This is a genomic window from Mesorhizobium sp. URHB0026 (assembly GCF_054059755.1).
In genome coordinates, this window is record NZ_JBSSCN010000001.1 from 4,028,240 (window position 1) to 4,051,892 (window position 23,653).

Genomic DNA, 23,653 nt, shown 5'->3' on the forward strand with positions numbered 1-23,653 from the left:
TAACGGTGAACAACATGTTCGCCTTTCGCTGTCTTGTGTGAACGATGAAGATCGACGATCTCTGTCGGCAGAGAAACAGCCGTGGAGCACCGGGACTTTGGGGCTGACACGACGTAAAATGATCGGCGCCGCCGGGCTCCTGGCTTTGGGAGCTTCGCGAGACGTCGCCGCAACGGAGACAATGATGAGCGAACTGCCATTTGCCGCCACCACGCCGGTGAGCGTCGCCCGCGTCGGACTGAAGGCGCGCGATGCCGAAAGTCTTGCCGCCTATTATCGTAAAGTCGTCGGACTGCGGGAATTGAGCCGCGCCGACGGCGCGATCACGCTCGGCGCCGGCAGCCGTCCGCTGATGGTGCTTGAGCCGGACAGTTCTGCCAAACCGGACGATCCGCGCAGCGCCGGCCTGTTCCATACGGCTTTCCTGCTGCCCAGCCGTGCCGATCTCGGACGCTGGATCAACCACGCCATCTCAGACAAGATCACTATCGAGGGCGCTTCGGACCATCTGGTCAGCGAAGCGCTCTACCTGACCGACCCCGAGGGCAACGGCATCGAAATCTATGCCGACCGCCGCCCGCAGGATTGGAAATGGAACGGCGACAAGATCGCCATGGCGACCGAGCGGATGAACATTCCGTCTGTCGTTGCCGAAGTGCCGGCCGGCGATGCGGGATGGCAAGGCGCGCCGGAAAACAGCATCGTCGGCCATGTCCACCTGCGCGTCGGCAGGCCGGAAGAGGCAGAAGCCTGGTGGAACCAGGAATTCGGCTTCGACACAGTCGCCAAATATCGCGGCCAGGCGGTGTTCCTGTCGTCGGGGCATTATCACCATCACATCGGCGCCAATGCCTGGCAAAGCGCCGGCGCCGGCCGCCGCGACCCCTCCCGCTCGGGCCTTGCCTGGGTCGAGATGCGTTCGGACAATGTGAGCAGCGAAACGACCCGTGAGGATCCTTGGGGCACGGTGATCAGGACCGTGCCGGGTAAGGCTTGATTGGCGGAGGCGTCTGCGGGAGCGTTTTTCTCCCCGTATGGTGACGGGAGAAGAAAGCTAACTCACCCCTCCGAACACCCGCTTGAAGATCGTGTCGACGTGCTTGGTATGGTAGCCTAGGTCGAATTTCTCGCGGATTTGCGCCTCCGGCAGCGCGGCTGTCACTTCCTTGTCGGCCAGAAGTTCCTCAAGAAAATCAGCGCCTTGTTCCCACACCTTCATGGCGTTGCGCTGCACCAGCCGGTAGGAGTCCTCGCGTGACAGGCCGGCCTGCGTCAGCGCCAGCATGACGCGTTGCGAATGCACAAGACCGCGAAACTTGTTCATGTTGTTCAGCATGTTCTCGGGATAGACGACCAGCTTGTCGACCACGCTGGTCAGGCGTGACAGCGCGAAATCGAGCGTCACGGTGGCGTCCGGGCCGATCATGCGCTCGACCGAGGAGTGCGAGATGTCGCGCTCGTGCCAGAGCGCCACGTTCTCCATCGCCGGCAGCGCCATGGAGCGCACCATGCGGGCAAGGCCGGTGAGGTTTTCGGTCAGCACCGGGTTGCGCTTGTGCGGCATCGCCGACGAGCCTTTCTGGCCCGGCGAAAAATACTCTTCCGCTTCCAGCACTTCGGTGCGCTGCAGATGCCGGACCTCGGTCGCCAGCCGCTCGATCGAGGAGGCGACGACGCCGAGGGTCGCGAAGAACATGGCGTGGCGGTCGCGCGGAATCACCTGCGTCGACACCGGTTCCGGCTTCAGTCCGAGCTTTGCCGCCACATGTTCCTCGACATAGGGCTCGATGTTGGCGAAGGTGCCGACCGCGCCCGAAATCGCACAGGTGGCAATGTCTTCGCGCGCGTGCACCAGCCGCTCGCGGCAGCGCGAGAATTCGGCATAGGCCTGCGCCAGCTTGATGCCGAAGGTCGTCGGCTCGGCATGAATGCCGTGGCTGCGGCCGATGGTGACGGTGTCCTTGTGCTCGAAGGCGCGGCGCTTGAGCGCTGCAAGCAACGTATCGATGTCGGCCAGCAAAATGTCGCTGGCGCGGGTGAGTTGCACAGCAAAGCAGGTGTCGAGCACGTCCGAGGACGTCATGCCCTGATGGATGAAGCGCGCGTCGGGCCCGACGAATTCGGCAAGATGGGTCAGGAAGGCGATAACGTCATGCTTGGTGACGCGCTCGATCGCGTCGATCTTCTCGACATCGAATTCGGCCGCGCTTCCCTTTTCCCAGATCGTTTTGGCCGCTTCCTTGGGGATGACACCCAGTTCGGCCAGCGCGTCGCAGGCATGGGCCTCGATTTCGAACCAGATGCGAAACCGGGTTTCGGGCGACCAGATGGCGACCATTTCCGGCCGGGAATAGCGAGGGATCATCGGTCATTCCTGATGTATCGGAGGGATCTGTCCGCGTCCTAACAGAGGCGGACCAAATGCTCAACGCTGCTGCCGTGCAAACCAGAAGCTGACGGCGAACAAGGCGATGAAACCAAGCGGGAAATAGAGCCGGATGCCCAGCACAACGAACTGGTAGGACGCCACCGCCATCGTGAAGGCGAGCTGAAAGCCCCAGGTGAGGGTGAATACGGGCGCATGCCATTCGGCATAATAGGAGCGGTATTGCAGGGCATACAGCAGGGCGGTGAGGCCGATCGTTGCGGCAGCAAGCCCTACGAATGTCGCCGCGAAGGCGACCTCCCGGCCCCTTCCGCGCGAAACCAGTCGTGCGGCAAACAGGCCAACCGGAAAGGCCAGGGCGCCGCCGACGGCAAACAGCAGGAACACGGTGCCGATCTTGCCCGGCGTCACCCAATTGTCCAGCACCAGGTTGACGAGTGCGCTGGCGCCCGTGGTGGCGGCCCACAGCAGGGCGCCGAGAAGCGCTGCACGCAGTGTCGGCATGGCATCGCGAAGGTGGTGCAGGGCGCGATTGCGCCTGACGGGTTGGACAAGCTCTGTCACAGGCGGCCGGTTACGGCGATCCAGCGAAAGTCCGGCCCTTCGAAGCCATACTGGCGCACCGCGATCAGCACCGCGTAAGCGCTGAGGCTGTCCATCGAGAACGTCTGCACCGCGCCGATGCGGTAGCCGTTCGGGCAGCCCCGGCTCTTGGGGATCGCTTTGTCCTCGTGCAGCAATTTGGTGGTGCCGCCATCCCGCGCCTCGATACGCAGCAGCCGGAAGCCATTGATCTCGCCCTGACTGGCGCAACCTTCGGTGTCATTCATGCCGATCTCGTCGAGCCGGAACTCGAGCGGCTGGTCGACAAGGGAGAAGATCGGCCGCGGATTGACCACTATGCGATGCGGATCGGCCGAAAGCTCGGTCACCGGGTTGGAGCCGGCGGTGATGCCGCGGTTGGCACTCAGCTCGGCCTGGCTGACAATGGCCTCGCCCTTTTGCCGGGCCTGAAGGCGGGCAGCGTCGAGCGTTGCGTTCTCGTCGTCGAGCCGGATCCTGACCGGCGTGCCGTTGACAAAGCTGTCGTTGCTCGTGTCGATGTAATAGCGGTTGGCATAGGGAAAGCCCGACCCGTCCTGGATGCCGTACTCCTCGAAGGCGAACACGCCGCCATCCCGGGTGAAGCCCAGGATTTCGAGCTCCGCGACATCGCCGGCCTGGGCGATCGACGCCGCGAACTGCGTGGCCAGGCAAACGGCAAACAGGAAAAGCGTCCGCATTGTCATCGCTCCTTCGGCCTGATCGCTTCAATCCCTAGCACGACGAGATCAAAACGTCGTGCGGACCAAGGCCGATGCATCCAAACCGCTCGTCATTTGTTATTGTCGGCAGTCCCATGGAGACCCACCCCAACGGAGAAGCTAACATGACCGACACCAGCAAAATTCGTGAGCACATGGAAGTCGTCGGCGCCGATGGCGTGCATATCGGCACCGTCGACAAGGTCGATGGCCAGCGCATCAAGCTGACCAAGGCCGGCAGTGGCGAGGGGGCTCACAAGGGCCATCACCATTATATTTCCCTGGCCCTGGTTGCCGAGGTCGATGGCAAGAAGGTGTGGCTGTCCGCGAATTCCGATGTCGCGGTGACGTTCGAGGAAGAAAAATCCGATCCGGTTTGATCAAAGCTCCAGCCAGCCTAGTGACGTGACGACCAGACGGGAAACAGGTCGTTGTCGGCTGGCGTCGCGGCAAACACACCACGGCTGATGGCGCGCGCCATAGTGGCGCCGGCGGCGGCGTAGAGGTCGATTGCCGCGTCGGCGGTCAGTTCGACCCCGCTCTTGCCGGTGGCCAGCGCGAACACCAGATCCCCGTCGGCCGGCGTATGGGTCGGCCAGATGGCGCGCACGAAGCCGTCATGCGCCGAAATCGCCAGGCGTTTGGCGGCGGCCTTGGTGAGAACCGCGTCCGTGGCAATGACCGCGATCGTCGTGTTGCCGCCGCTGTCCATCTGCTGTCCCTGATCCTTGTCGCGGTATTTCAGCAAAATCCGCTTCGCGTCCTCGGGCATCGGCAAGGGATAACCAAGGCCGCCTAATTCATCGCCGATTTCGAAGGGTGCCGCCCAGAAATGACGGGTGCGGCCGACGGTTACCGAGCCGGTCGGGTTGACGGCGGCCAGCGCGCCGATGGTGATCCCATTGTCCAGCAGTGTCGAGGCCGAACCCAGGCCACCCTTCAGCCCCGATGTCAGTGCACCCGTCCCCGCGCCCGCCGTGCCAAATTGGAAATCGACTGCGGCAGCCTGCACCGACTCGTAGCCGAGGTCGCGATAGGGGGGATAGCGGCCCCAGTCCTTGTCGCCGCCGTTGCGCAGGTCGAAGAGGATCGCCGCCGGTACGATCGGTACGTGGAAGCCGCCAACCTCGAAGCCGATGCCGCGTTCGCGCAATGCGGCCTGCACGCCGGAGGCAGCATCGAGGCCGAAAGCCGAACCGCCTGACAGCACCACGGCATGGATCGTCTCCACCAAATTGTGCGGTTCCAGCAGATCGGTCTCGCGGGTGCCAGGCGCGCCGCCAAGAATCTGGACTCCCGCGACCGCCGGCTCGTCGCAAAGGACAGTCGTCACGCCGGACTTCAGCCTGGCGTCGGAAGCATTGCCAACGCGCAGGCCCATGACATCGGTGATGAGATTGCGTGGACCGGTGCGGAACATCAGTTGTTTTCCAAAAGCACGAAGCGGGTCCCGTCGAAGCGGAAGACACGGTAGAGACTCTGGCTGAGATCGCCCTTGTCGTCGAAGCGGACCGGTCCGATCGCCGTCGTGAAATCATGCCCGGTGAGTGCCTCGGCCAGCGGCCCGCCGGAGCCTGCTGCGTCCGAGGATGCCGCCTTGGCGATCTCGACCGCCGCATAGGCCGGCAGGGTGTAGCCGTCCGGCACGATCATGTGCGCGGAGAAGCTTTCCAGCACTTTGGGATCCGCGACATCGGCCCATTCGGGTGGCGCGATCATCAGCGTGCCGGTCGCGTAAGGCACCTCGCCGGGTGGCGTGCGCAGGTTTTCGCCGCCGGCAAGGATGATGCCCGTCTGGAGCTGGGCGGCATCGCGCCCCATAATGGCGATGTCGTCGCCGTCGCCGCCGGCAAAGACATGCGTGGCGCCGGCCTTTTTCAACCGTCCCACCAGGCCGATCTGGTTGTCGAGCTGCGGCCGGAACGTGTCGACGAAGACCGGTTTCAGTGCCGCCTGCTCGGCAGCGGCACGAAATGTCTCCGCCATCTCACGGCCATAGATGGTGCCGTCGTCGATGATCGCGAACAGCTCGTTCTGCCATAGCCGGGTGAGGGTAGAGGCGACGGCGTTGCGCTCGTCGTCGCCGCGCGGGCCGAGGCGATAAACCGGCCAGCCGGTCTTGGCGCGTCGGTCGGTCAGGCTTTCGGTTCGCACACCAACGGTGATGACAGGAATATTGGCGTCCTTAAGGACAGGCATCGCCGCCTCGATCGCCTCCGTGCAGAGGAAGCCGATCACGACATTGACCTTGGCTGCCACGAATTCCCTGGCCGCCGCGGCGCCGCCGTCTCCGGTGCAAGCGTCATCAACGGTGTAGAGTTGGATGCCGTCCACCTCTGCCGCGACCCCGGCGCCAGCCTCGATCTGCTTGCCGAGTATGGCCGATGGTCCCGACAGGGGTGCTGCGACACCGATCGTGAGCGTCTGTGCGCTGGCGGCGCCGGCCATTAACAGCCAGGCCAGCGCTGCGGTAATAGTTGCCCCGGATCGCATGCTGCCGAAGAATCCTCCAAGCCGGCGACGTCGCGCAGGCGTCAAATTCCCGCCAAGACCTAAAGGCTGCCCGGCTTTGGTGCAACACGCGAATTCGGGATATGGGCCAAGCACTTCGCTTGTGGCATGTGATGTCTGGCCATATATGTCAGGTGAACAATGGCCATGGAATCTTCAAGTGCTGAAGAAGAACGATATTGGACCGCAAGCCTATCGCGACGCGATGAGCCATTTTGCCGGTCATGTCCATGTGGTGACCACCGACGGACCCGCCGGAAAGCGCGGGACGACGGTGATCGCGGCATGTTCTGTGTCGGATACGCCGCCGACCATCCTGGTCTGCCTCAATCGTGAAAATGCCAAGAATGAGCTGTTCGTGAAGAACGGCAAATTTGCCCTGAACACGCTAGCTTCGCACCAGGAGCCGCTGTCTATTGGATTTTCCGGCATGACTGGACTGCCGGTCGAAGAGCGCTTCGCGCTCGGCGAATGGGATGCGATTTCCACCGGAGCGCCGACGCTGAAGGGCGCGCTCGCCGTGTTCGACTGTGAACTGATCGACACCAAGGACCTGGCCACCCATCGTGTGCTTTTTGGCAAGGTGACAGGTCTGCGTATGGGCGATAATTTGCGGCCGCTGATCTATCACGCCCGCGGCTACCACATCCTGGAAAGTGGGGCCGCCGCACCCACGGAGAAGGAATGAGCGACTTGAACCCGCGCCCCGTGCCGCGGACGATCGACGAAACGCTCGATCTCCTGACCGGCGCGGACTACATCGCGGACCGGTCGCTGGCAACGGTGCTTTTCCTGTCTCTGCGCATGAGACGACCGCTTTTCCTCGAAGGCGAGGCCGGCGTCGGCAAGACCGAGATCGCCAAGGTGTTGGCCGAGGCGCTTGGCCGCCGGCTGATCCGTCTGCAGTGTTATGAGGGGCTTGACGTCTCCTCCGCCGTTTATGAGTGGAATTACGCCGCGCAGATGATCGAAATCCGCATGGAGGAGGCCGCCGGCAAGGTCGACCGCTCCGCCATGGAGCGTAACGTTTTCTCCGAAAAGTACCTGATCCGCCGGCCGGTGCTCGATGCGCTGACCGGCAAGGCGGGCGCAGCCCCGGTTTTCCTGATCGACGAACTCGACCGCACCGACGAAGCCTTCGAAGCCTTCCTGCTCGAAATCCTCTCCGACTTCCAGGTGACTGTGCCTGAACTCGGCACGATCAAGGCGGAAGAGCCGCCGATCGTCATCATCACCACCAACCGCACCCGCGAAATCCACGATGCGCTGAAGCGGCGCTGCCTTTATCACTGGGTCGACTACCCCAATGCCGAGCGCGAACTGGAGATCGTGCGCCGCAAGGTGCCTCGGGCCAACCAGCGGCTTTCGGCCGAAGTGGTGTCCTTCATCCAGAAGCTGCGCCAGATCGAGCTGTTCAAGGTGCCGGGCGTCGCCGAAACCATCGACTGGGCCGGCGCGCTGACCGAACTCGACAAGGTGGCGCTCGATCCGGAGACCGTGTCCGACACGATCGGGGTGCTGCTGAAATACCAGGACGACATTGCCCGCATCGGCGCGGGCGAGGGCCGGCGCATCCTCGACGAGGTCAAGACCGAGCTCGCGGCGGCGGAGTAGGGTGGTGAAGGCGTCCCGACCCGACCCTGGAGAGGCGACGGCGGACGGCCGGATCGCCGACAACATCGTCTATTTCGCCCGCACCTTGCGCAAGGCCGGCATGCGCGTCGGGCCCGCTTCGGTCAAGGACGCGATCGAGGCGGTGCTCGTCGCCGGCATCGGCTCGCGTGATGACTTTTACTGGACCTTGCACGCCGTTCTGGTCTCACGGCATGAGGATCATGCCACCTTCGACGAAGCTTTCCGGCTGTTCTGGAAATCGCGCGAATTGATCGAGAAGCTGCTGGCGATGTTTTCGCCGGTGGCGCCGGATGTCAGGCAGAAGCAGAAGCCGCGCGCGGCTGAAAATCGCGTCAGTCAGGCGATGTTCGAGGGTCATCAGAAAAACCAGACGCCTCAGGGAGTCCCTGAGATCGAGGTCGACGCCCGCTTCACCTTTTCCGGCAACGAGCTGTTGCGGGGCAAGGATTTCGCGCAGATGAACGCAGTCGAAATGGCTGACGCCAGGAAGGCGATCGCGGCGTTGCGGCTGCCTGTCGACATGGTGCGGACCAGACGCTTCAAGGCCGATGCGCATGGCCGCCGCATCGATCCACGCGCCATGATGCGCTCGACGGCACGCACCGGCGGTGAATTGATCCTGCCGAAATTCCGCTCGGTCCGCGAAGTTCATCCGCCCCTGGTGGTACTGGCCGATATTTCCGGTTCGATGAGCCAATACACGCGCATCTTCCTGCATTTCCTGCATGCGCTGACGGAAAAGCGCCGGCGCGTGCACACTTTCGTTTTCGGAACACGGCTGACCAACCTGACCCGGCAGATGCGCCACCGCGATCCCGATGCCGCCCTTGCCGATTGCTCGGCGGCGGTCAAGGACTGGTCGGGTGGCACGCGCATCGGCGATACGCTAGCCGAGTTCAACCTTGTATGGTCGCGACGTGTGCTGGGACAGGGCGCGGTGGTGCTTCTGATCACCGACGGGCTGGAGCGCGACGATATAGGGGGCTTGGCGGAAGAAATGGAGCGGCTGCATAAATCCTGCCGACGGCTGATCTGGCTCAATCCGTTGTTGCGCTTCGATGGTTTTCAGGCGCGCGCCCGCGGCGTCAAGGCGATGCTGCCGCATGTCGACGAATTCCGCTCGGTGCATAATCTCGACGCGCTCGCCGATCTCTGCGCCTCGCTGGACAAGAAATCGGTTCGTTCCGTCGATCCACGGCGGTGGTTGGATGCTGGCGCAAGGCGCGCCGCATAGCCATATATTTTCCGGCTTTTGAAAAACAGACCCTGAGAGAAGCAACGATGAGTGACAGTCTTTATCTCGATGAGGCCCGCGACCCGCTGATCATCGCGGAAGCCTGGATGAAGGACGGCAAGGATGTCGCTGTCGCGACGGTGGTCGAGACCTGGGGTTCAGCGCCGCGCCCGGTCGGCAGCCACCTTGTCATCGATGCCGATGGCAATTTCCACGGCTCTGTTTCGGGCGGTTGCGTCGAGGGCGCTGTCGTGACCGAGGCGGTCGACGTGATCGGCTCCGGCAAGGCCAGGATGCTGGAGTTCGGTGTTGCCGATGAGACCGCCTGGCAGGTCGGCCTGTCCTGCGGCGGCCACATCAAGGTTTATGTTGAGCGATTGGGCTGACCTGCGATGGATCCTTATGCGCTGAAGACGCTCAATGCCGAGCGGCGCGCCCGCCGCGCGGCGATCCTCGTCACCGATTTCGGCGATGGTCGCGACCGTATCGTGCGGGAGGGCGATCAGGTCGCCGGCGATCTCGGAGCGGCGATCACCAAGGCGTTTCGATCCGGCAATTCGGGGTCCGTCGAGGCGGAAGGGCGGACCTTCTTCCTCAATGCGCATCTGCCGCGGCCGCGTCTGGTGGTGATCGGCGCCGTGCATATCAGTCAGGCGCTCGCGCCTATGGCCCGGATCGCCGGCTATCCCTTGGAGATCATCGATCCGCGCACCGCGTTCGCCACATCGGACCGCTTTCCCGATGTCGCCTTGCATGCCGACTGGCCACAGGATGTGCTGGAACGCCAGCCGCTCGACGCTTACACCGCGCTGGCCGCCGTTACCCATGACCCGAAGATCGACGATTTCGCGCTGAAGGCGGCACTCGACGCCAACTGTTTCTATGTCGGAGCGCTCGGCAGCCGAAAGACGCATGCCAAGCGCGTCGAGCGCCTGCTGTCGCTGGGCGCGAGTGCAGACCAGATCGCGCGTATCCACGCGCCGATCGGGCTCGACATCGGGGCGGCAAGCCCCGCCGAGATCGCCGTCGCCATTCTCGCGCAGACCATTCTTGCCTTCCGCTCACGGGGCCTCGATGCGAAGGGCGCGGCGGCGTGAAATTCGGTCCGATCCCGATCGACGCGGCCGAAGGGGCGGTGCTGGCGCATGCCACTGCGGCCGGCGAAAAGCGATTTCGCAAGGCGCACAGGCTGAGCGCCGAAGATATCTCCATGCTCAAGGGGGCAGGTGTTTCGCAGGTCGTTGCTGCTGTGCTGGCGCCGGATGATCTCGGCGAGGACGCCGCGGCGCAAAAAATTGCCGAAAGCATGACCTTAGGGGGCATCGAGGCGAAGCCCGCCGCCACCGGCCGGGTCAATCTCCACGCCAAGGCGGCTGGCATCTTCACCGTCAGTGAAGCTGTCATCGATGCCATCAATGCCGTCGATCCTGCCATCACCATCGCGACGCTGGCCCGGCACGCGCGGGTCGAAAAGGGCCAGATGGTCGCGACGGTGAAGATCATCCCCTTCGCGGTCTCTTCCTCGTTGGTGGCCGCCGTGGCGGAGATCTGCGCCAGCGGCGAAATTTTTGCCGTCAACGCCTATCGATCGATGCGTGTCGGCGTCATCCAGACGGTGCTGCCGGGCACCAAACCGACCGTGCTCGACAAGACGTTGCGTGTCACCGAAGCCCGGCTGGCGCGCTCCGGCGGCTGGCTGACGGCGGAGCGCCGTACGCCGCATGAGATTGCCCCTGTCGCGGAGGCCGCCATCGCGCTTGCGCGCGACAACGATATGGTGGTGATCTTCGGGGCTTCCGCCATGAGCGATTTCGCCGACGTCGTTCCGGCGGCGATCGAGAGGGCGGGCGGTACCGTCATCCGCGCGGGCATGCCGGTCGATCCCGGCAATCTGCTGGTGCTCGGCACACTCGGCGGGAAGCGCATCATCGGCGCGCCTGGCTGCGCCCGCAGCCCCAAGGAGAACGGCTTCGACTGGGTGCTCGATCGATTGATTGCCGGTCTGGACGTTACCGCGCGCGACATTGCCGGCATGGGCGTCGGCGGCCTGCTGATGGAGATACCGACGCGGCCGCAGCCGCGCGAGCCGCTGCCGCCCAAAAGTCGGCTCAAGGTCGGGATCGTGCTTCTGGCGGCGGGCCGGTCGAGCCGCATGGGCGGGCCGAACAAGCTGATGGCGCTGTTCGACGGCCAGCCGCTGGTGCGCCGCACCGCCGAACGCGCGCTCGCCTCGAAGGCTTCGGGCACGATCGTCGTCACCGGTCATCAGCGCGAGCGGGTGCGCGCGGCATTGTCAGGTCTGGACGTCACCTTCGCCGACAATCCCGATTTTGCCGATGGTCTGTCGACCTCGCTTAAGGCCGGCACTGCCTATCTGCCCGAAGACGCCGCTGGTGCGATGATCGTTCTGGGAGACATGCCGGGTGTCGCATCCGACGACCTCGACAGGCTTATCGATGCCTTCCGCAGGGCCGGCGGCAACTCCGTGATCCGTGCCACGCACCAAGGCAAACGCGGCAACCCGGTGCTTTTGCCGCGCTCGTTATTCGCGGCAATCGCCCATCTCGAAGGCGACACCGGCGCTCGCCATCTGGTCGAGGCCGAAGGGCTCGATGTCATCGATGTCGAGATCGGCGAGGGCGCGTCCGTCGATGTCGACACCCGAGAGGCACTGGAAGGCGCTGGCGGCGTGCTGCAGGATTGACAAACAGAGGCGGCATTAGCATGCCTGCGGTATGGCTATTCGTACCGTCGCGTGCCGCGCTTTCCTCACGGCAATGCTTTTCTTGTTTGGCTCGGCCGCCAGCGCCGACACGTTGTCCCTGAAACCCTTCAAGGACGATCTCTTCGCCTATCCGGCGACGCTCTCGTCCGACAGCAACGGCGCCTACACGGTCCTCGACTACCGTGAGATGCGCGACATCAACCAGCGCGACGAGGTGCCGGAAAAGCGCGTGCATACCCCGTACACCGACACCGGCGTACGCAAGGTGCAGCAGGATCTGATGCTGAAGACCGACGCCGGCGATGTCAGGCATGTCGCCGTCGGCAAGACGCAAGGAGCCACCGTCATCGTGCTTTACCTGCATGGGCAGGGCGGCAGCCGCAAGCAAGGCATCGACGATTTCACCTTCGGTGGCAATTTCAACCGGCTCAAGAACCTGATGGCCGGCAATGGCGGGCTCTATATTTCTCCGGATTTTCCTGATTTCGGCGACAAGGGCGCAGCACTGGTCGCGGCCCTGATCGACCATTATGCCGAACAGTCTCCGGACGCGAAAATCTTCGTCGCCTGCGGCTCGATGGGCGGCGCGCTGTGCTGGAAACTTGCAGCACGCGAGGATACTGGTGGCCGCGTGAATGGACTGTTGCTGCTCGGATCGTTGTGGGACGAGGGCTTTCTTGCAAGTCCCGCCTTCAAGCGTCGCGTGCCGGTGTTCTTCGGCCAGGGCAGCCATGACGTGGTCTTTCCCGTGGCCAACCAGGAAGCGTTTTTCCGCTCTATCCTTGCGAAATCCAAAAACTATCCGACCCGCTTCGTCCGCTTCGAGACCGGCACGCACGGCACGCCGATCCGCATGGTAGACTGGCGCGGCACGCTCAACTGGATGCTGTCGAAGGCACCCTAAGCCTGATGCGCTAGAGGATCTAAGGCGCGGTGTTGTAGTCGACGATCGTCTGCGGGTTCTCCTCGCCGTCATAGGACGCGTCGACGTCATACTGGACCAGCGAGAAATCGCCGTTGCGGAACAGATAGGTCCCGGCATCCGAAGCATCGCCGACGCCGCGCCATTTGTTGAACGTGGTGATGGTGTGAGCGTCCTGGTCATAGTCGGAATTGACAGCCCACCCTGTGGTCCGGAAGCCGATCACCGTTACACTCAACAGCTTGCCGTCGCTGTCGTTGTTCTCGTAGCGTATATCGGTCTCCGGCTCGGCGAACTGCAATTGCCTGACACCGTCCACCTCGTCGGTCATGTAATAGACCGAGCTTTCATTGTAGGCGGCGGCCGAGCAGGAAAAGTGGAACAGCCGGGTCTCCTTGTCAGGATCGTTCGGCTGAGCATTCCTGTCCTTGTATTTGATCGAAAAGACCTCCGGCTCATTGGCCAGACGGTCCTTGTCGCATTGGTCGCCATAGGTCGCCAGAAAGGCCTTCTTGGCCTGTTCCAGTGCGGTGTCCTTTTTGGGCGGCGGCGGGCCGTCGCCGCAGCTTGGCGGCAACGCCTCGTCGAAGTCGGCGGTGGAGGGCTTCAGCGCCCCTTTGTCGATGAAAATAGGCTGGAACGGCGGCGCCTGGATTTGGGCGTTGACCTGGCGCAGCGTATAGCAGCCGGCAAAAACCTTCGCCTCGCCCTTCTTGTCGATTGCCTGGATAGCGACCGGGACGTTGTAATAGATGCTGCCCGCCGCGCCCTCGTCCGAAATCGGACCGGTCTTGACCTCCACCTTGTCCGTGCCGTCATAGCCTTTGACGAATGTATCGAAATCCTTTGCCGGCTTTGTATCGCCGTAGTAGCCCCAAGCGCGGGCGAATTCATGCCGGTTGATGGCGCTGTAGAGTGAATGCACGACCGCATCCGCGCTCGAACGATCGTCGACGTAAGGCGCTTCGGGTGTGTCGGCTGCGGCCAATGCCGCGTGGCCTGTCGTGGCAAGGGAGAGAAGGGCAGTCGCTGCGAAAAGGGCGCGTCTCATCGGGAATCTCCGCTCGATAACGAAGATTCTACCACAGCGATTGCGGCGACGTGGTGACGCCATGCGGCCGCCGCTTGAAGAATCGCGCCTGAGAGCGCTACGTCCTCCCGCCGGCGTTCCTGCCGGACAGGAGATCCGACGTGACGATATCGATGTATGAGGCATCCGTGCCCGTGTTTTCAGCCAGGCTGAAAGCACTTTCCAGTGTGCTGGCTGCAGCCGAACAGAATGCGCTTGACCGAAAAATCGACCCGCAGGTGTTTTTGACGGCGCGGCTAGCGCCCGACATGTTCGCACTCGCCAGGCAAGTGCAGATCGCAACCGACCATGCCAAGGGCGCGCCTTCACGGCTGGCCGGCCGCGAAGTGCCTAAATATGAGGACAATGAAGCAAGCTTCGCCGATCTCGAAGCGAGGCTCGCCAAGACGGTCGCCTATTTGGCGACTTTTTCCGCAGCCGATATCGACGGGTCGGATGACAGGATGATCGAACTGAAGCTGGGCGGGCGGGAAACGACGCTGAGCGGCATGCAATATCTGCTGCATGTGGCCATGCCCAATTTCTATTTCCACCTGACCACCGCCTACGACATCCTGCGCCACAATGGCGTGCCGCTGGGCAAGGCGACATTCCTCGGATCGCGTTGAGAAATCAGACTTTGAGATGTCCCGGGTCGATCCGGGACATCTCGCAAGCTGCTTAGCGGATGGACATTTCGCGGGCGATGCGTGGGAAATCGGCGGGCTTGATGCCGATGTCGACGCGCTCGGCATTGCTCATCGAATAAAGCAGCGCGAGCGCCGCGCGATACCGCAGATGTTCCTGCGGGCGCGGCCGGGTGAACATTTCCGTGAAGAAACCCATGATTCAGGCTCCTGATTGGTCCTCCACATCAGGCAATATAGGTGAATCGTGAAGATTGTGCAGTGCAGCATATGCATGCCTGCCATGTCCGGATGGTTTTCGATGAAATTTTTGCAGCAAGGTGAAACTCTTGCGCAGCGCCAAACGTAGGCTTTGAAGCTGGTACATGGCCAGTTTTCCTCGCCACTCCTGGCGAAATTCCGGACTGCATGAATATGCAGTCCGGCTTTTTGCCTGCGCTTCCGGCAACGATTCCCTGACCGGAAATGAGTTAAGATCGGCGCTATTTATTTTTAACGAGCCGCTTCTATGGTGTGCAACTCGAACTGTCGGGCATAGGGGAGGCTGACATCGCTACCGGCGCCAAGCGGGATTTTGCGTCACTGCTCGACGACCTCTTCGTTGCAACCGACAAGGGCAACGGCAGTGAGGGCGCAGAGACCGGCGCGCTCCCATCCATCCCGTTCGACTATCTCTCGGTCGCCGATGAACTCCATTCCGGCCGCATCAAGGTATCCGCTGCGGAATATCGCGAGGCCGGCGCTGATCTGGCCAGCGAATTTGCCGCCGTGCTTGAACAGGCAAGGTTGGCGCTGGCTGGCGAAGAGCCGAAGCCGGAAGAAACATTGCCGCCAATCGATCCCGAATCGATTGCGGTCGAACTGGGGCTGGAGCAGTCCAAGAGCGCCGCCGAATTCGGCCGCATGCGCCGCAGCTTTGCTTTCGCCAACCATCCCGATCGCGTCGCCCCGCATTTGCGCCAGCGCGCCATGATCCGCATGCAGGTGGCCAACATGCTGATCGACGAGGCCAAGCGCCGCGCCGTGGCCGCCGCACGACGCTAACCACGCTCTGCTCACGCTAAAGTCGGCCTGGCAAGGCTTGGAGAGCGCCTCCGCTTTTCCTATAAGATGCGAACTCCTCCCCGCGCAGCCGCGCATACATGCCCTCCGGAGCAGAATTCCATGCACAAACGCCGTCTCGGTCGGACCGATCTTCTTGTTACCCAGATCTGCCTTGGTTCAATGACCTGGGGCCAGCAGAACACCGAGGCCGAGGGCCATGCCCAGATGGATCTGGCCTTCTCGCGCGGCGTCAATTTCATCGACACCGCCGAACTCTATCCGATCCCGCCCAAGGCGGAGACGCAAGGACGGACCGAGAAGATCATCGGCAGTTGGCTGAAGGCCAAGGGCAACCGCGACAAGGTGATCCTGGCCTCCAAGGTCGTCGGCCGCACGGCCAACAGCTGGTTTCGCGGCGACCGGCCCTCGCAATTGGTGCGGGCCGATATCTTCGATGCCATCGACAAGTCGCTGGCGAAGCTTGGCACGGATTATCTCGACCTTTATCAGATCCACTGGCCGGAGCGGGACATTCCCTGGGGCGCTAACCCGACGCGCGTCGGCGCCGTGGCGCGGCGTGCCGATTCTGTCGGCGCACCGGTCGGTGAAACCCCGATCGCCGAGACGCTGGCGGTGTTCGATGACCTGGTGAAGGCAGGAAAGATCCGCCATTTCGGCCTTTCGAACGAGAGTTCCTGGGGCCTGATGCGCTTCCTTGCGGAGGCCGACAAAGGGATTGGTCCGCGCGTCGCCTCGATACAGAATGCCTACAACCTCCTCAACCGCACTTTTGAGGTGAACCTCGCCGAGGTCTGCGAGCGCGAAGGGGTGTCGCTGCTTGCCTATTCGCCATTGGCCCAGGGTTATCTGACCGGCAAATACGATCATGGCGCCCGCCCGCAGGGCTCGCGCTCGCAGCTGTTCAATCGCGGCCAGCGTTACGAGACGCCCAATGCCGCCGAAGCGCAGCTCGAATACAATGAACTGGCGCGCGCTTTCGGCCTGGAGCCGGCGCTGTTTGCCAATGCCTATGTATCGAGCCGGCCCTTCGTGACCTCCAACATCATTGGCGCGACAACCATTTCCCAACTGAAAATGGCGCTGTCGTCGGTGGATGTCGTCTGGACTGAAGAAATGCAGAAGGCGGTGGATGCCGTTCACCAGAGGGTCGGCAATCCCTGCCCGTGACCGAGCCCGGGGCCGAATTGTCGTAGCAGCAAAGGGATGGAGACGATGGTGGACTTTTCGATCGAGGCCGTGCGTGGGAAATTCCCCGCCCTCGCGCTGACCGACAAGGGCCGGCGGCGCATCTATCTCGACAATCCTGCCGGCACGCAGGTGCCGCGGGCCGTGGCCGACGCGGTGTCGCGCTGCCTGCTTACCACCAACGCCAATCTGGGCGGCTATTTCGAAACGACGATCGCGGCGCAGCAGGTCGTCGACGAGGCGCATCTGGCCATGGGCGACTTCCTCGGCGCGGCAACCCCGCAGGAGATTGTCATCGGCGCCAACATGACGACGTTGACCTATCATATGTCACGCACGCTCGGCCGCACGATGAAATCAGGCGACGAGATCATCCTCACCCGCATGGATCATGAGGGCAATGTCTCGCCCTGGCTGCAACTGGCCGAGGACCTCGGCCTCGTCGTGCGCTGGTTGCCGTTCGACGAAAAGACCTGGCAGGTTGAGGAGACGACGCTCGCCGGTTTGCTGTCTGGGAAGACAAGGCTGGTGGCGTTGAACTACGCCAGCAATCTCACCGGCTCGATCAACCGGGTCAGGTCCTTGACCCAACTTGCAAAACAGGCCGGCGCGCTGGTTTATGTCGATGCCGTGCAATTCGCGCCGCATGGGCTCATCGATGTGCAGGAGCTCGGCTGCGATTTCCTGATCTGCTCGGCCTATAAATTCTTCGGTCCGCATTTGGGCATATTGTGGGGCCGGCGCGAGGTCATCGAAGGTCTGCAAGCCTATAAATGCCGTTGCTCCTCGAACGGCCTGCCGGAGCGGTTCGAACTCGGCACGCCCCAGATCGAACTGATGGCCGGTTTGACCGCCGCGGTCGACTATTTTGCCGAGTTCGGCGCGGCGGCAGGTGAGGGTGGTTCAAGAAGGCAGAAGATCGCCAGAGCGTTCCAGGTCTCCATCGCCCATGAAAACCCGCTGGCGCAAAGGCTGATCGATGGCCTGTCCGACATTTCCGGGCTGACGGTCCGAGGCATCACCGATCCGAAACGGCTCGGCGATCGTGTGCCGACTGTCTCCTTCACCGTCGATGGCATTGTCCCCGAAACGATTGTGCGGCAGATGAACGCCGAGAACATCTTCGTGTGGTCAGGCCACAACTATGCCTGGGAGATCGTCCATCAGCTCGGCATTCCGGCTGAGCAAGGTGTCGTGCGCATCGGCATCGCGCATTACAATACCGCGTCCGAAATCGACGAGACGCTGGAGAGCGTGCACAGGGTGATTGCCATGCTCAGGCAGCAACGCTCCTGATTTGGGTTTGAACTCACCGCGCCTTGCCGCCGAAGCCGGTGAGGAATGCGGTGAGATTGTCGCCGAGTTCGTCGCAGAGATAGCCGCCTTCCTGGACGATGACCGCCGGCAAGCCGAGCCCGGCGATGGCCTCGCCAATACGCGAAAAACCTGGCGTCGTCACCGAGAGCCCGCCGAACGGATCGCCCTCGAAGGCATCGAGGCCCAGCGCCACGACCAACGCGTCGGGCGAGAAGGACCGGATACGCTGGAACGCCACCTCGAGCGCTTCGAGGAATGCCACGTCGGCGGATTTGCGCGGCAGTGGCAGGTTGAAATTGTAGCCTAGGCCCGGGCCTTCGCCACGTTCGTCGGCGTGACCCCAGAAAAACGGGTAAAAGCGCACGGGATCGGCATGCAGCGAAACGGTGAGCACATCGGGCCGCGCATAGAAGATACCTTGCGTCCCGTTGCCGTGATGCAGGTCGACATCGAGTATGGCCACGCGGGCCGCCTGCCTGCGCAGCACTTGCGCCGCCACGGCCGAGTTGTTGATGAAGCAGAAGCCGCCGGCGACATCGGCGAAGGCGTGGTGGCCAGGCGGGCGGCACAGCGCATAGGCAGCCGGCGCGCCAGCCGTCACCGTTTCGGCTGCCTCCACCGCGCTCCAGGCGCTCCACAGCGCGCTCTGCCATGTTTCGCCTGAGATCGGGCAGGCGGTGTCGGCCATATGGTAGCCGGCCTGGCCGACGGCGGAGGCCGGATAGGAGCCGTTGCGGGCGATCGGGTGGATGTTGGGAATGACCTCGGCCGACGCCCCTTCGATCCGCTGCCAGCGTTCGAAAATATGTTCGAGGAAGTCGAGATACTCGGGTGTGTGCACCGCCGAGACCGGGCCGAGGCCGTGATCGCGCGGTCGCTCGATCGTGCAACCGGCGGATTTTGCGCCGCCTAACAACCTCTCGACGCGTTCCGGTTTTTCAGGGTTGGGCTGCGCCGCGCCGCTGGAAAGAAAGGCCTTGGGATCGTGGCGCTTCTGCTCCTGCGCATAGAAGGCCTTCATTGCTGCTCCCCATTTTCCGGCGCTTCGGCGAAGGCGAAAAAGGCCTCGCCGATGATCTTCTGCGTCTGCTCGTAGCTCGACCAGGCAATGCCTAGCCGTTCGTAAAAGGCCTTGGCGCCCTCATTGTCGGTGTCGACCGACAGCCTCAGATACACGCCGCCCTCTTTGCGGCACTCGGCAGCCACGCGTCGCAGCAGGCGTTCGCCGATCTTGCGACCGCGAAACCGGTCCTCGACATAGAGGTCCTGCACATAGACGCCGGGCCGCCCCATCCAGGTCGAGAAGATCGGGAAATGAAGACACAGCCCGGCGAATTCGCCGTCGACTTCTGCAATCAGGGTGGTGAACGCGGGTTTTTCGCCAAAGCCCCAGCTTCTGAGATCGTCCGCCGTCGAGATGATTTCCTCGGGCGCACCGATATGAGTGCCAAGCTTCAGGATCGCCGCGTGAATGGTTTCGACGTCATCGATGGTGCCGGGGCGAAGGATAACCGCACTCATGACAGGTACAGGGGCAGGACCGGGCGCTGTCATCTCGTCAAAACGCCACCCTGTCGCCGCCCTTGAGCGCCAGCATCTCGCGCGCTTCGGCCGGCGTCGCGACCTCCAGCGACAGTCCATCGAGCATGCCACGGATGCGGCGCACCTGGTCGGCGTTGGACTTCGCCAGCTGGCGACCATCATAGAGGCTGTCCTCCAGTCCGACCCGGACATTGCCGCCCATGGCCGCGGCGATCGAGATCAGCGGCATCTGGTTGCGGCCGGCGGCCAGCACCGAAAACTGGTAGCTGTCGCCGAACAATTTGTCGGCGATGCGCTTCATATGGATGAGATTGTCCGGGTCGGCGCCGATGCCGCCCAGGATGCCCAGCACGAACTGAATGAACAGCGGCGCCGAAACCAGCCCCCGATCGCGGAAATGCGCCAGCGAATAGAGATGGCCGACATCGTAGCACTCGAACTCGAAGCGGGTGCCGCAGCCCTTGCCTAGCCGCTCGATCACGCCTTCCATGTCGGCGAAGGTGTTCTTGAAGATGGTATCGCGGGTGGCTTCGAGCAGCTTCGGTTCCCATTCGTGCTGCCAGTCCCTTGGCTTGTCGAGCATCGGGAACAGCGCGAAATTCATCGAGCCCATATTGAGCGAGCACATTTCGGGCTGAGCCCGAAGCGGCGCCGCCAGCCGCTGGTCCAGCGTCATCAGCGAGGAGCCGCCTGTCGTGATGTTGATCACCGCATCGGTCGCCTGCTTGATGCGCGGCAGGAACTTCATGAACACTTCGGGGTCGGCGGTCGGGCGGCCATCCTTGGGATCGCGGGCGTGTAGATGCAGGATCGAGGCGCCGGCCTCGGCCGCGGCGATGGCGTCCGCGGCGATCTGGTCCGGCGTCACCGGTAGATAGGTCGACATCGACGGCGTGTGTACCGAGCCTGTAACGGCGCAGGTGATGATGACTTTTCGCGGTGCCATTCCGCTACCCCCGGCCTTCGACCGGCAGGTCGAGTTCGGTGGCCAGAACCTCAAGCGAGTCGCCGATGATGGAGATGATCTCGCCGACCTGCTCACCGGTGACGATCATCGGCGGCGCGACCATGAAATTGTCGCCGTCGACGCCTCCCTTGACCCTGCGGCCATAGATGATCAGCCCGCGCTCATAGCCGAGATCGAGCAGGCGCTGCGTGGCTTTTTTGCTCTGCTCGATCGGTTTCAGCGTATCGGGCTCGGCGACCATTTCGGCGCCGGTAAGCAGCCCCTTGCCACGCACATCGGCAATGAACGGGAACCGCCTCGCAAGTGCCTTCAATCCGTCCATCAGCACGTCGCCCATGGCAGCCGCATTGGCAATCAGGTCGAGCCGGTCCATTTCGCCCAGCACTGCAAGCCCGGCGGCGCAGGCGAGCGGATTGCCGGCATAGGTGTGGCCATGCTGGAAGCCGCCGGTGGCGAGAAGCGGCTCGACCAGTCGCATCGGTGCGGCCAGCGCGCCAAGCGGCGCATAGCCCGACCCCAAGCCCTTCGACAGCGCGACGATATCTGGCTTGCAGTTCCAGTGGTCGCCGCCGAGGAATTTGCCGGTGCGGCCGGCACCGCTCATCACTTCGTCGTGGATGAGCAGGATGCCGTAGCGATCGCAGATTTCGCGAATGCGCGCATAATAGCTGTCGGGTGCCACCAGGGCGGCGGTCGCCGCGCCGCCGATCGGCTCCATGATGAAGGCGACGACGCTTTCGGGACCTTCGGCGAGGATCTTCTCCTCCAGCATGTCGGCGTAGCGGACGCCCCGCTGCTCCATCGAGAGATTGTCGCGATCGCGCCAGGCGGTCGGTGCCGGCACGGTCGGCATCACCCGCATCATCGGCGCAAAAGTTTCGGCCAACGCGTCGTCGCCGGTGATCGAAAGCGAACCGAGCGTGCCGCCGTGGTAGGAAGGAAACCGCGTGATCACCTTCCAGCGGCTGGCCTGGCCGGTGGCCACAGCCCATTGCCGCGCCAGCTTGATGCAGGATTCCGTCGCTTCCGAGCCGCCGGAGACGAAGAAGATGCGGTCCATGCCTTCAGGCAATTTTCCAGCCAGTTCGCGTGCCAATTCTTCCGCCGGCTCGTTCTCGAAATGCAGCCGGTAGGCGAAGGTGGCGCGGTCCATTTGCCGCTTCATCGCATCGAGCACATTGCGGTTGGAATGGCCGATATTAGCGACCATTGGGCCGCTCGATCCGTCGATGAAACGGCGGCCATCCTGCGTCCACATGTAGATGCCTTCGGCGCGGTCGATCAGTGGCCGGCGCAGGCTGGAGAGGTAGAACAAATGCGATTGGCCCCGGACATCAGTGTCTTGGACGGCGGTCTGGGCTTTCGACATGTCAGAACTTTCCGAGATAGCGGTCGAGGACATTATGGGTGACCCGTTCGACCATCGGGTCTTGTCTTAGCAGACCGGCGACCCATTCGCAGCTTCCGGCGTGGAACACCTCGCCCTTGCCGCGTGGAAAATTGACGATCATGCCATTGCCGCGTTTGACCTTTTCAAGATTGGCGTCGCTTGCCTCGCCAAACAAGGTCTCGGCGGTGAAGCGGCCATCCTCGTCGGTGAGGAACTGGTCCTCGACCGGAATGTCGGCGCTTTCCTCGACCTGGCTGGCCATGCCGACGGCCAGCACTTGCAGGCCATCAGGCGCGCCGCTGTCTGGCGTGGGGTAGGGCAGCCCGCCGCGAATCTCGAAATCGAGCCCGTCGACCTCATAGCCATAGACGTGGCTGTCGGCGCCCAGCAGGTCGCCATAGTAGATGCCGGTGCCGGCAAAGGCCCAGTGCTCCGGCCGATAGACCGGAAAGCCGCGTACGCCGCGTGGCGCGCAGCCACCCCAGCCGGCATAGACGCCCCGTGTCGCATTGAGCCCGAAGGTCGCCGAACCCGGCCGGCCGATCTCCGGTGCTTCCCAGGAATTGGTGGCGCGGGTCACGTCGCCGCCGCGGTAGGCCGGGTCCTCGGTGCGGGCGCGGTATTTGTAGCAGACCTGCCGACGGCCCTCATCTTCCAGCCGCGTCTGCCACATGAAATTGCCGGCAAAGCGCGCAACATGGCCGCCGCGTTCGACATAGAAGTCGACCGCGTCGCGCATCTCCCAAGTCCAATATTCGTCATGGCCGACGAAGACCGTGCAGTCGTAACCGTCGAGAATCTCGGGCGAGAAGTGGAGGTCATGCTGGCTGGCGAGGTCGACGCCGTAGCCTGATCGTTCGGCAAAGCGAAAAAAATGGCTATCGTAGCTGGCCCAGCCCGACGACGCGTATTTCTTCGAATGGCCGGTGGCGAGCGCCCATTCCATGTGCGGATAGCGCGGCACGGTCTTCGGCGGCACCGCGACCTCCAAAGGCACGCGCGGTGCATCCCGGGGCAGCAGGACGAAGCCGCGGCACCATGGGCGCTGCGTCGACACGATGGGCGAGTACTGGTCGCGGTCGGGCCCGGTGATGCCCTGATAATGGTTGGAGCCGCCCCAGGTGTTGTAGGCAAGCCAGGTGCCCGTCGCCGCAACCTGCAGCACACGGCCAGGTTTCTTGCCGGGCTGGGGAGAGACGATGAAAACGTGGTGACTTTGGATCGGCCTGCCGTCGCGGCCTTCCGCCGCCAGCGTCACGCGATAGGCCCCAGAGGGCCAATCCTCCCCGATGCGAAATTCGAACGAGGCTTCCCAGCCGCAGCCTTCGACCGAGCACTGCTCCGGACTGTCCTGCCAGCGCGATGCGATATCAGACTTCTCGAACACCCTCGTCTCGGCACCGCCGTCCCGAACGATCGTCATGCCGAAGTACGGGGCGGTCGAGCTGACGTGCAGCGTAACTGTCTCACCGGCGCGATACGACAACCGGTCGCCGTAGCACCAGATTTCGCCGCGCTCGCCGTCCATCCCTGGCCACTCGTAATAGTGACCGCGCACCGCGTGGCGGCGCTGCTCGGCTGTCAGCCCGAAATCGGGGAATTCGGTCGGCAGATTGATCATGAAGCCCTAGCCCATCTGAGGCGCCATTTCGGCGATCCGCCCGCCAGGCGTCAAATGGAAACGATCATGCCAGCATTCGTTAGCCGCACCCTTGGCCGCCTTCGCCAAACCGACTATCTCAGGACGACGGCGG

At 63.1% G+C, this 23,653-nt stretch carries 26 protein-coding genes; 13 read left to right on the forward strand and 13 right to left on the reverse strand.

The window, feature by feature from the left end; translation table 11 throughout:
• Positions 1 to 184 precede the first annotated feature (184 nt).
• Positions 185 to 997 carry a VOC family protein gene (locus ACVWWD_RS19570; RefSeq protein WP_023773168.1) on the forward strand — a complete coding sequence of 271 codons (813 nt, stop codon included), beginning with the start codon at positions 185 to 187 and terminating at the stop codon, positions 995 to 997.
• 57 nt (positions 998 to 1,054) lie between these two features.
• Here ACVWWD_RS19570 and purB read toward each other — a convergent pair whose 3' ends face one another.
• The 3 genes from purB to ACVWWD_RS19585 are packed head-to-tail and all read right to left on the reverse strand — an operon-like array spanning position 1,055 to position 3,669.
• On the reverse strand, positions 1,055 to 2,365 hold the full coding sequence (gene purB / locus ACVWWD_RS19575) for an adenylosuccinate lyase (RefSeq protein WP_023773167.1): 1,311 nt from the start codon (positions 2,363 to 2,365) through the stop codon (positions 1,055 to 1,057).
• Between the two features lie 60 nt (positions 2,366 to 2,425).
• Entirely contained in the window at positions 2,426 to 2,890 is a 465-nt protein-coding gene (locus tag ACVWWD_RS19580) for a hypothetical protein (protein WP_352550532.1), read from the reverse strand.
• A gap of 56 nt (positions 2,891 to 2,946) precedes the next feature.
• A complete protein-coding gene (locus tag ACVWWD_RS19585; RefSeq protein WP_352550530.1) occupies positions 2,947 to 3,669 on the reverse strand; it encodes a DUF2259 domain-containing protein in 723 nt (240 codons plus the stop codon).
• 146 nt (positions 3,670 to 3,815) lie between these two features.
• Between ACVWWD_RS19585 and ACVWWD_RS19590 the strand changes: the two genes are divergently transcribed.
• Complete coding sequence (locus tag ACVWWD_RS19590; protein ID WP_352550529.1) at positions 3,816 to 4,070, forward strand: DUF2171 domain-containing protein; 255 nt, start codon at positions 3,816 to 3,818, stop codon at positions 4,068 to 4,070.
• Between the two features lie 17 nt (positions 4,071 to 4,087).
• Here ACVWWD_RS19590 and ACVWWD_RS19595 read toward each other — a convergent pair whose 3' ends face one another.
• On the reverse strand, positions 4,088 to 5,110 hold the full coding sequence (locus ACVWWD_RS19595; RefSeq protein WP_352550527.1) for a P1 family peptidase: 1,023 nt from the start codon (positions 5,108 to 5,110) through the stop codon (positions 4,088 to 4,090).
• Positions 5,110 to 6,183 carry a branched-chain amino acid ABC transporter substrate-binding protein gene (locus ACVWWD_RS19600; protein ID WP_457103281.1) on the reverse strand — a complete coding sequence of 358 codons (1,074 nt, stop codon included), beginning with the start codon at positions 6,181 to 6,183 and terminating at the stop codon, positions 5,110 to 5,112. The genes ACVWWD_RS19595 and ACVWWD_RS19600 overlap by 1 nt, the downstream gene beginning before the upstream one ends.
• A gap of 178 nt (positions 6,184 to 6,361) precedes the next feature.
• On the opposite strand from ACVWWD_RS19600, the gene ACVWWD_RS19605 reads away from it, so the two are divergent.
• From ACVWWD_RS19605 to ACVWWD_RS19635, 7 genes are all read left to right on the forward strand, one after another.
• Positions 6,362 to 6,889, forward strand: coding sequence for a flavin reductase (locus tag ACVWWD_RS19605; RefSeq protein WP_023773161.1), 528 nt, complete (start codon positions 6,362 to 6,364; stop codon positions 6,887 to 6,889).
• Positions 6,886 to 7,815, forward strand: a complete 930-nt coding sequence (locus ACVWWD_RS19610) for an AAA family ATPase (protein WP_023795101.1) — start codon at positions 6,886 to 6,888, stop codon at positions 7,813 to 7,815. Before ACVWWD_RS19605 ends, ACVWWD_RS19610 begins: the two co-directional genes overlap by 4 nt.
• 4 nt (positions 7,816 to 7,819) lie before the next feature.
• The gene (locus tag ACVWWD_RS19615) at positions 7,820 to 9,070 is read left to right on the forward strand and encodes a vWA domain-containing protein (RefSeq protein WP_457103282.1); all 1,251 of its coding nucleotides are present in this window, start codon (positions 7,820 to 7,822) and stop codon (positions 9,068 to 9,070) included.
• Positions 9,071 to 9,117: 47 nt separating this feature from the next.
• Positions 9,118 to 9,456, forward strand: coding sequence for an XdhC family protein (locus ACVWWD_RS19620; protein WP_352550520.1), 339 nt, complete (start codon positions 9,118 to 9,120; stop codon positions 9,454 to 9,456).
• A 6-nt stretch (positions 9,457 to 9,462) separates the two neighbouring features.
• The gene (locus tag ACVWWD_RS19625; protein WP_457103283.1) at positions 9,463 to 10,167 is read left to right on the forward strand and encodes an XdhC family protein; all 705 of its coding nucleotides are present in this window, start codon (positions 9,463 to 9,465) and stop codon (positions 10,165 to 10,167) included.
• The gene (locus ACVWWD_RS19630; RefSeq protein WP_352550516.1) at positions 10,164 to 11,774 is read left to right on the forward strand and encodes a molybdopterin-binding/glycosyltransferase family 2 protein; all 1,611 of its coding nucleotides are present in this window, start codon (positions 10,164 to 10,166) and stop codon (positions 11,772 to 11,774) included. Before ACVWWD_RS19625 ends, ACVWWD_RS19630 begins: the two co-directional genes overlap by 4 nt.
• A 73-nt stretch (positions 11,775 to 11,847) precedes the next feature.
• Positions 11,848 to 12,699 carry an alpha/beta hydrolase family protein gene (locus ACVWWD_RS19635; protein WP_435053629.1) on the forward strand — a complete coding sequence of 284 codons (852 nt, stop codon included), beginning with the start codon at positions 11,848 to 11,850 and terminating at the stop codon, positions 12,697 to 12,699.
• Between the two features lie 19 nt (positions 12,700 to 12,718).
• Here the strand turns inward: ACVWWD_RS19635 and ACVWWD_RS19640 are convergent, their stop codons facing one another.
• Complete coding sequence (locus ACVWWD_RS19640) at positions 12,719 to 13,768, reverse strand: DUF1176 domain-containing protein (RefSeq protein WP_352550512.1); 1,050 nt, start codon at positions 13,766 to 13,768, stop codon at positions 12,719 to 12,721.
• A gap of 140 nt (positions 13,769 to 13,908) precedes the next feature.
• Here ACVWWD_RS19640 and ACVWWD_RS19645 point away from each other — a divergent pair, with 140 nt between their 5' ends.
• Positions 13,909 to 14,415: a DUF1993 domain-containing protein gene (locus ACVWWD_RS19645; protein ID WP_015318115.1), complete on the forward strand. Its 507-nt coding sequence runs from the start codon at positions 13,909 to 13,911 to the stop codon at positions 14,413 to 14,415.
• Positions 14,416 to 14,467: 52 nt separating this feature from the next.
• On the opposite strand, the gene ACVWWD_RS19650 is transcribed toward ACVWWD_RS19645, so the two are convergent.
• Positions 14,468 to 14,632 carry a hypothetical protein gene (locus tag ACVWWD_RS19650; RefSeq protein ID WP_352550510.1) on the reverse strand — a complete coding sequence of 55 codons (165 nt, stop codon included), beginning with the start codon at positions 14,630 to 14,632 and terminating at the stop codon, positions 14,468 to 14,470.
• A gap of 3 nt (positions 14,633 to 14,635) precedes the next feature.
• Entirely contained in the window at positions 14,636 to 14,800 is a 165-nt protein-coding gene (locus ACVWWD_RS19655) for a hypothetical protein (protein ID WP_156939400.1), read from the reverse strand.
• A gap of 215 nt (positions 14,801 to 15,015) precedes the next feature.
• On the opposite strand from ACVWWD_RS19655, the gene ACVWWD_RS19660 reads away from it, so the two are divergent.
• The 3 genes from ACVWWD_RS19660 (at position 15,016) to ACVWWD_RS19670 (ending at position 17,979) form a co-directional block, all read left to right on the forward strand.
• A complete protein-coding gene (locus ACVWWD_RS19660; RefSeq protein ID WP_023795108.1) occupies positions 15,016 to 15,477 on the forward strand; it encodes a hypothetical protein in 462 nt (153 codons plus the stop codon).
• A 120-nt stretch (positions 15,478 to 15,597) separates the two neighbouring features.
• Entirely contained in the window at positions 15,598 to 16,665 is a 1,068-nt protein-coding gene (locus ACVWWD_RS19665) for an aldo/keto reductase (RefSeq protein WP_352550506.1), read from the forward strand.
• Positions 16,666 to 16,710: 45 nt separating this feature from the next.
• Entirely contained in the window at positions 16,711 to 17,979 is a 1,269-nt protein-coding gene (locus tag ACVWWD_RS19670; RefSeq protein WP_352550504.1) for a cysteine desulfurase-like protein, read from the forward strand.
• A gap of 13 nt (positions 17,980 to 17,992) precedes the next feature.
• Here the strand turns inward: ACVWWD_RS19670 and ACVWWD_RS19675 are convergent, their stop codons facing one another.
• Genes ACVWWD_RS19675 through ACVWWD_RS19695 form a run of 5 tightly spaced genes read right to left on the reverse strand, consistent with a single transcriptional unit; the run spans position 17,993 to position 23,520 of the window.
• Entirely contained in the window at positions 17,993 to 19,021 is a 1,029-nt protein-coding gene (locus tag ACVWWD_RS19675) for a histone deacetylase family protein (RefSeq protein ID WP_352550503.1), read from the reverse strand.
• Positions 19,018 to 19,521 (reverse strand): GNAT family N-acetyltransferase, encoded by a 504-nt coding sequence (locus tag ACVWWD_RS19680; RefSeq protein WP_032922494.1) that lies wholly within the window; start codon positions 19,519 to 19,521, stop codon positions 19,018 to 19,020. Before ACVWWD_RS19680 ends, ACVWWD_RS19675 begins: the two co-directional genes overlap by 4 nt.
• 37 nt (positions 19,522 to 19,558) lie before the next feature.
• Entirely contained in the window at positions 19,559 to 20,488 is a 930-nt protein-coding gene (locus tag ACVWWD_RS19685) for a BKACE family enzyme (RefSeq protein WP_352550502.1), read from the reverse strand.
• Between the two features lie 4 nt (positions 20,489 to 20,492).
• Positions 20,493 to 21,878, reverse strand: coding sequence for an aminotransferase family protein (locus ACVWWD_RS19690; protein WP_352550501.1), 1,386 nt, complete (start codon positions 21,876 to 21,878; stop codon positions 20,493 to 20,495).
• Between the two features lies 1 nt (position 21,879).
• Positions 21,880 to 23,520 carry a N,N-dimethylformamidase beta subunit family domain-containing protein gene (locus ACVWWD_RS19695; RefSeq protein WP_352550500.1) on the reverse strand — a complete coding sequence of 547 codons (1,641 nt, stop codon included), beginning with the start codon at positions 23,518 to 23,520 and terminating at the stop codon, positions 21,880 to 21,882.
• Positions 23,521 to 23,653: the final 133 nt, after the last annotated feature.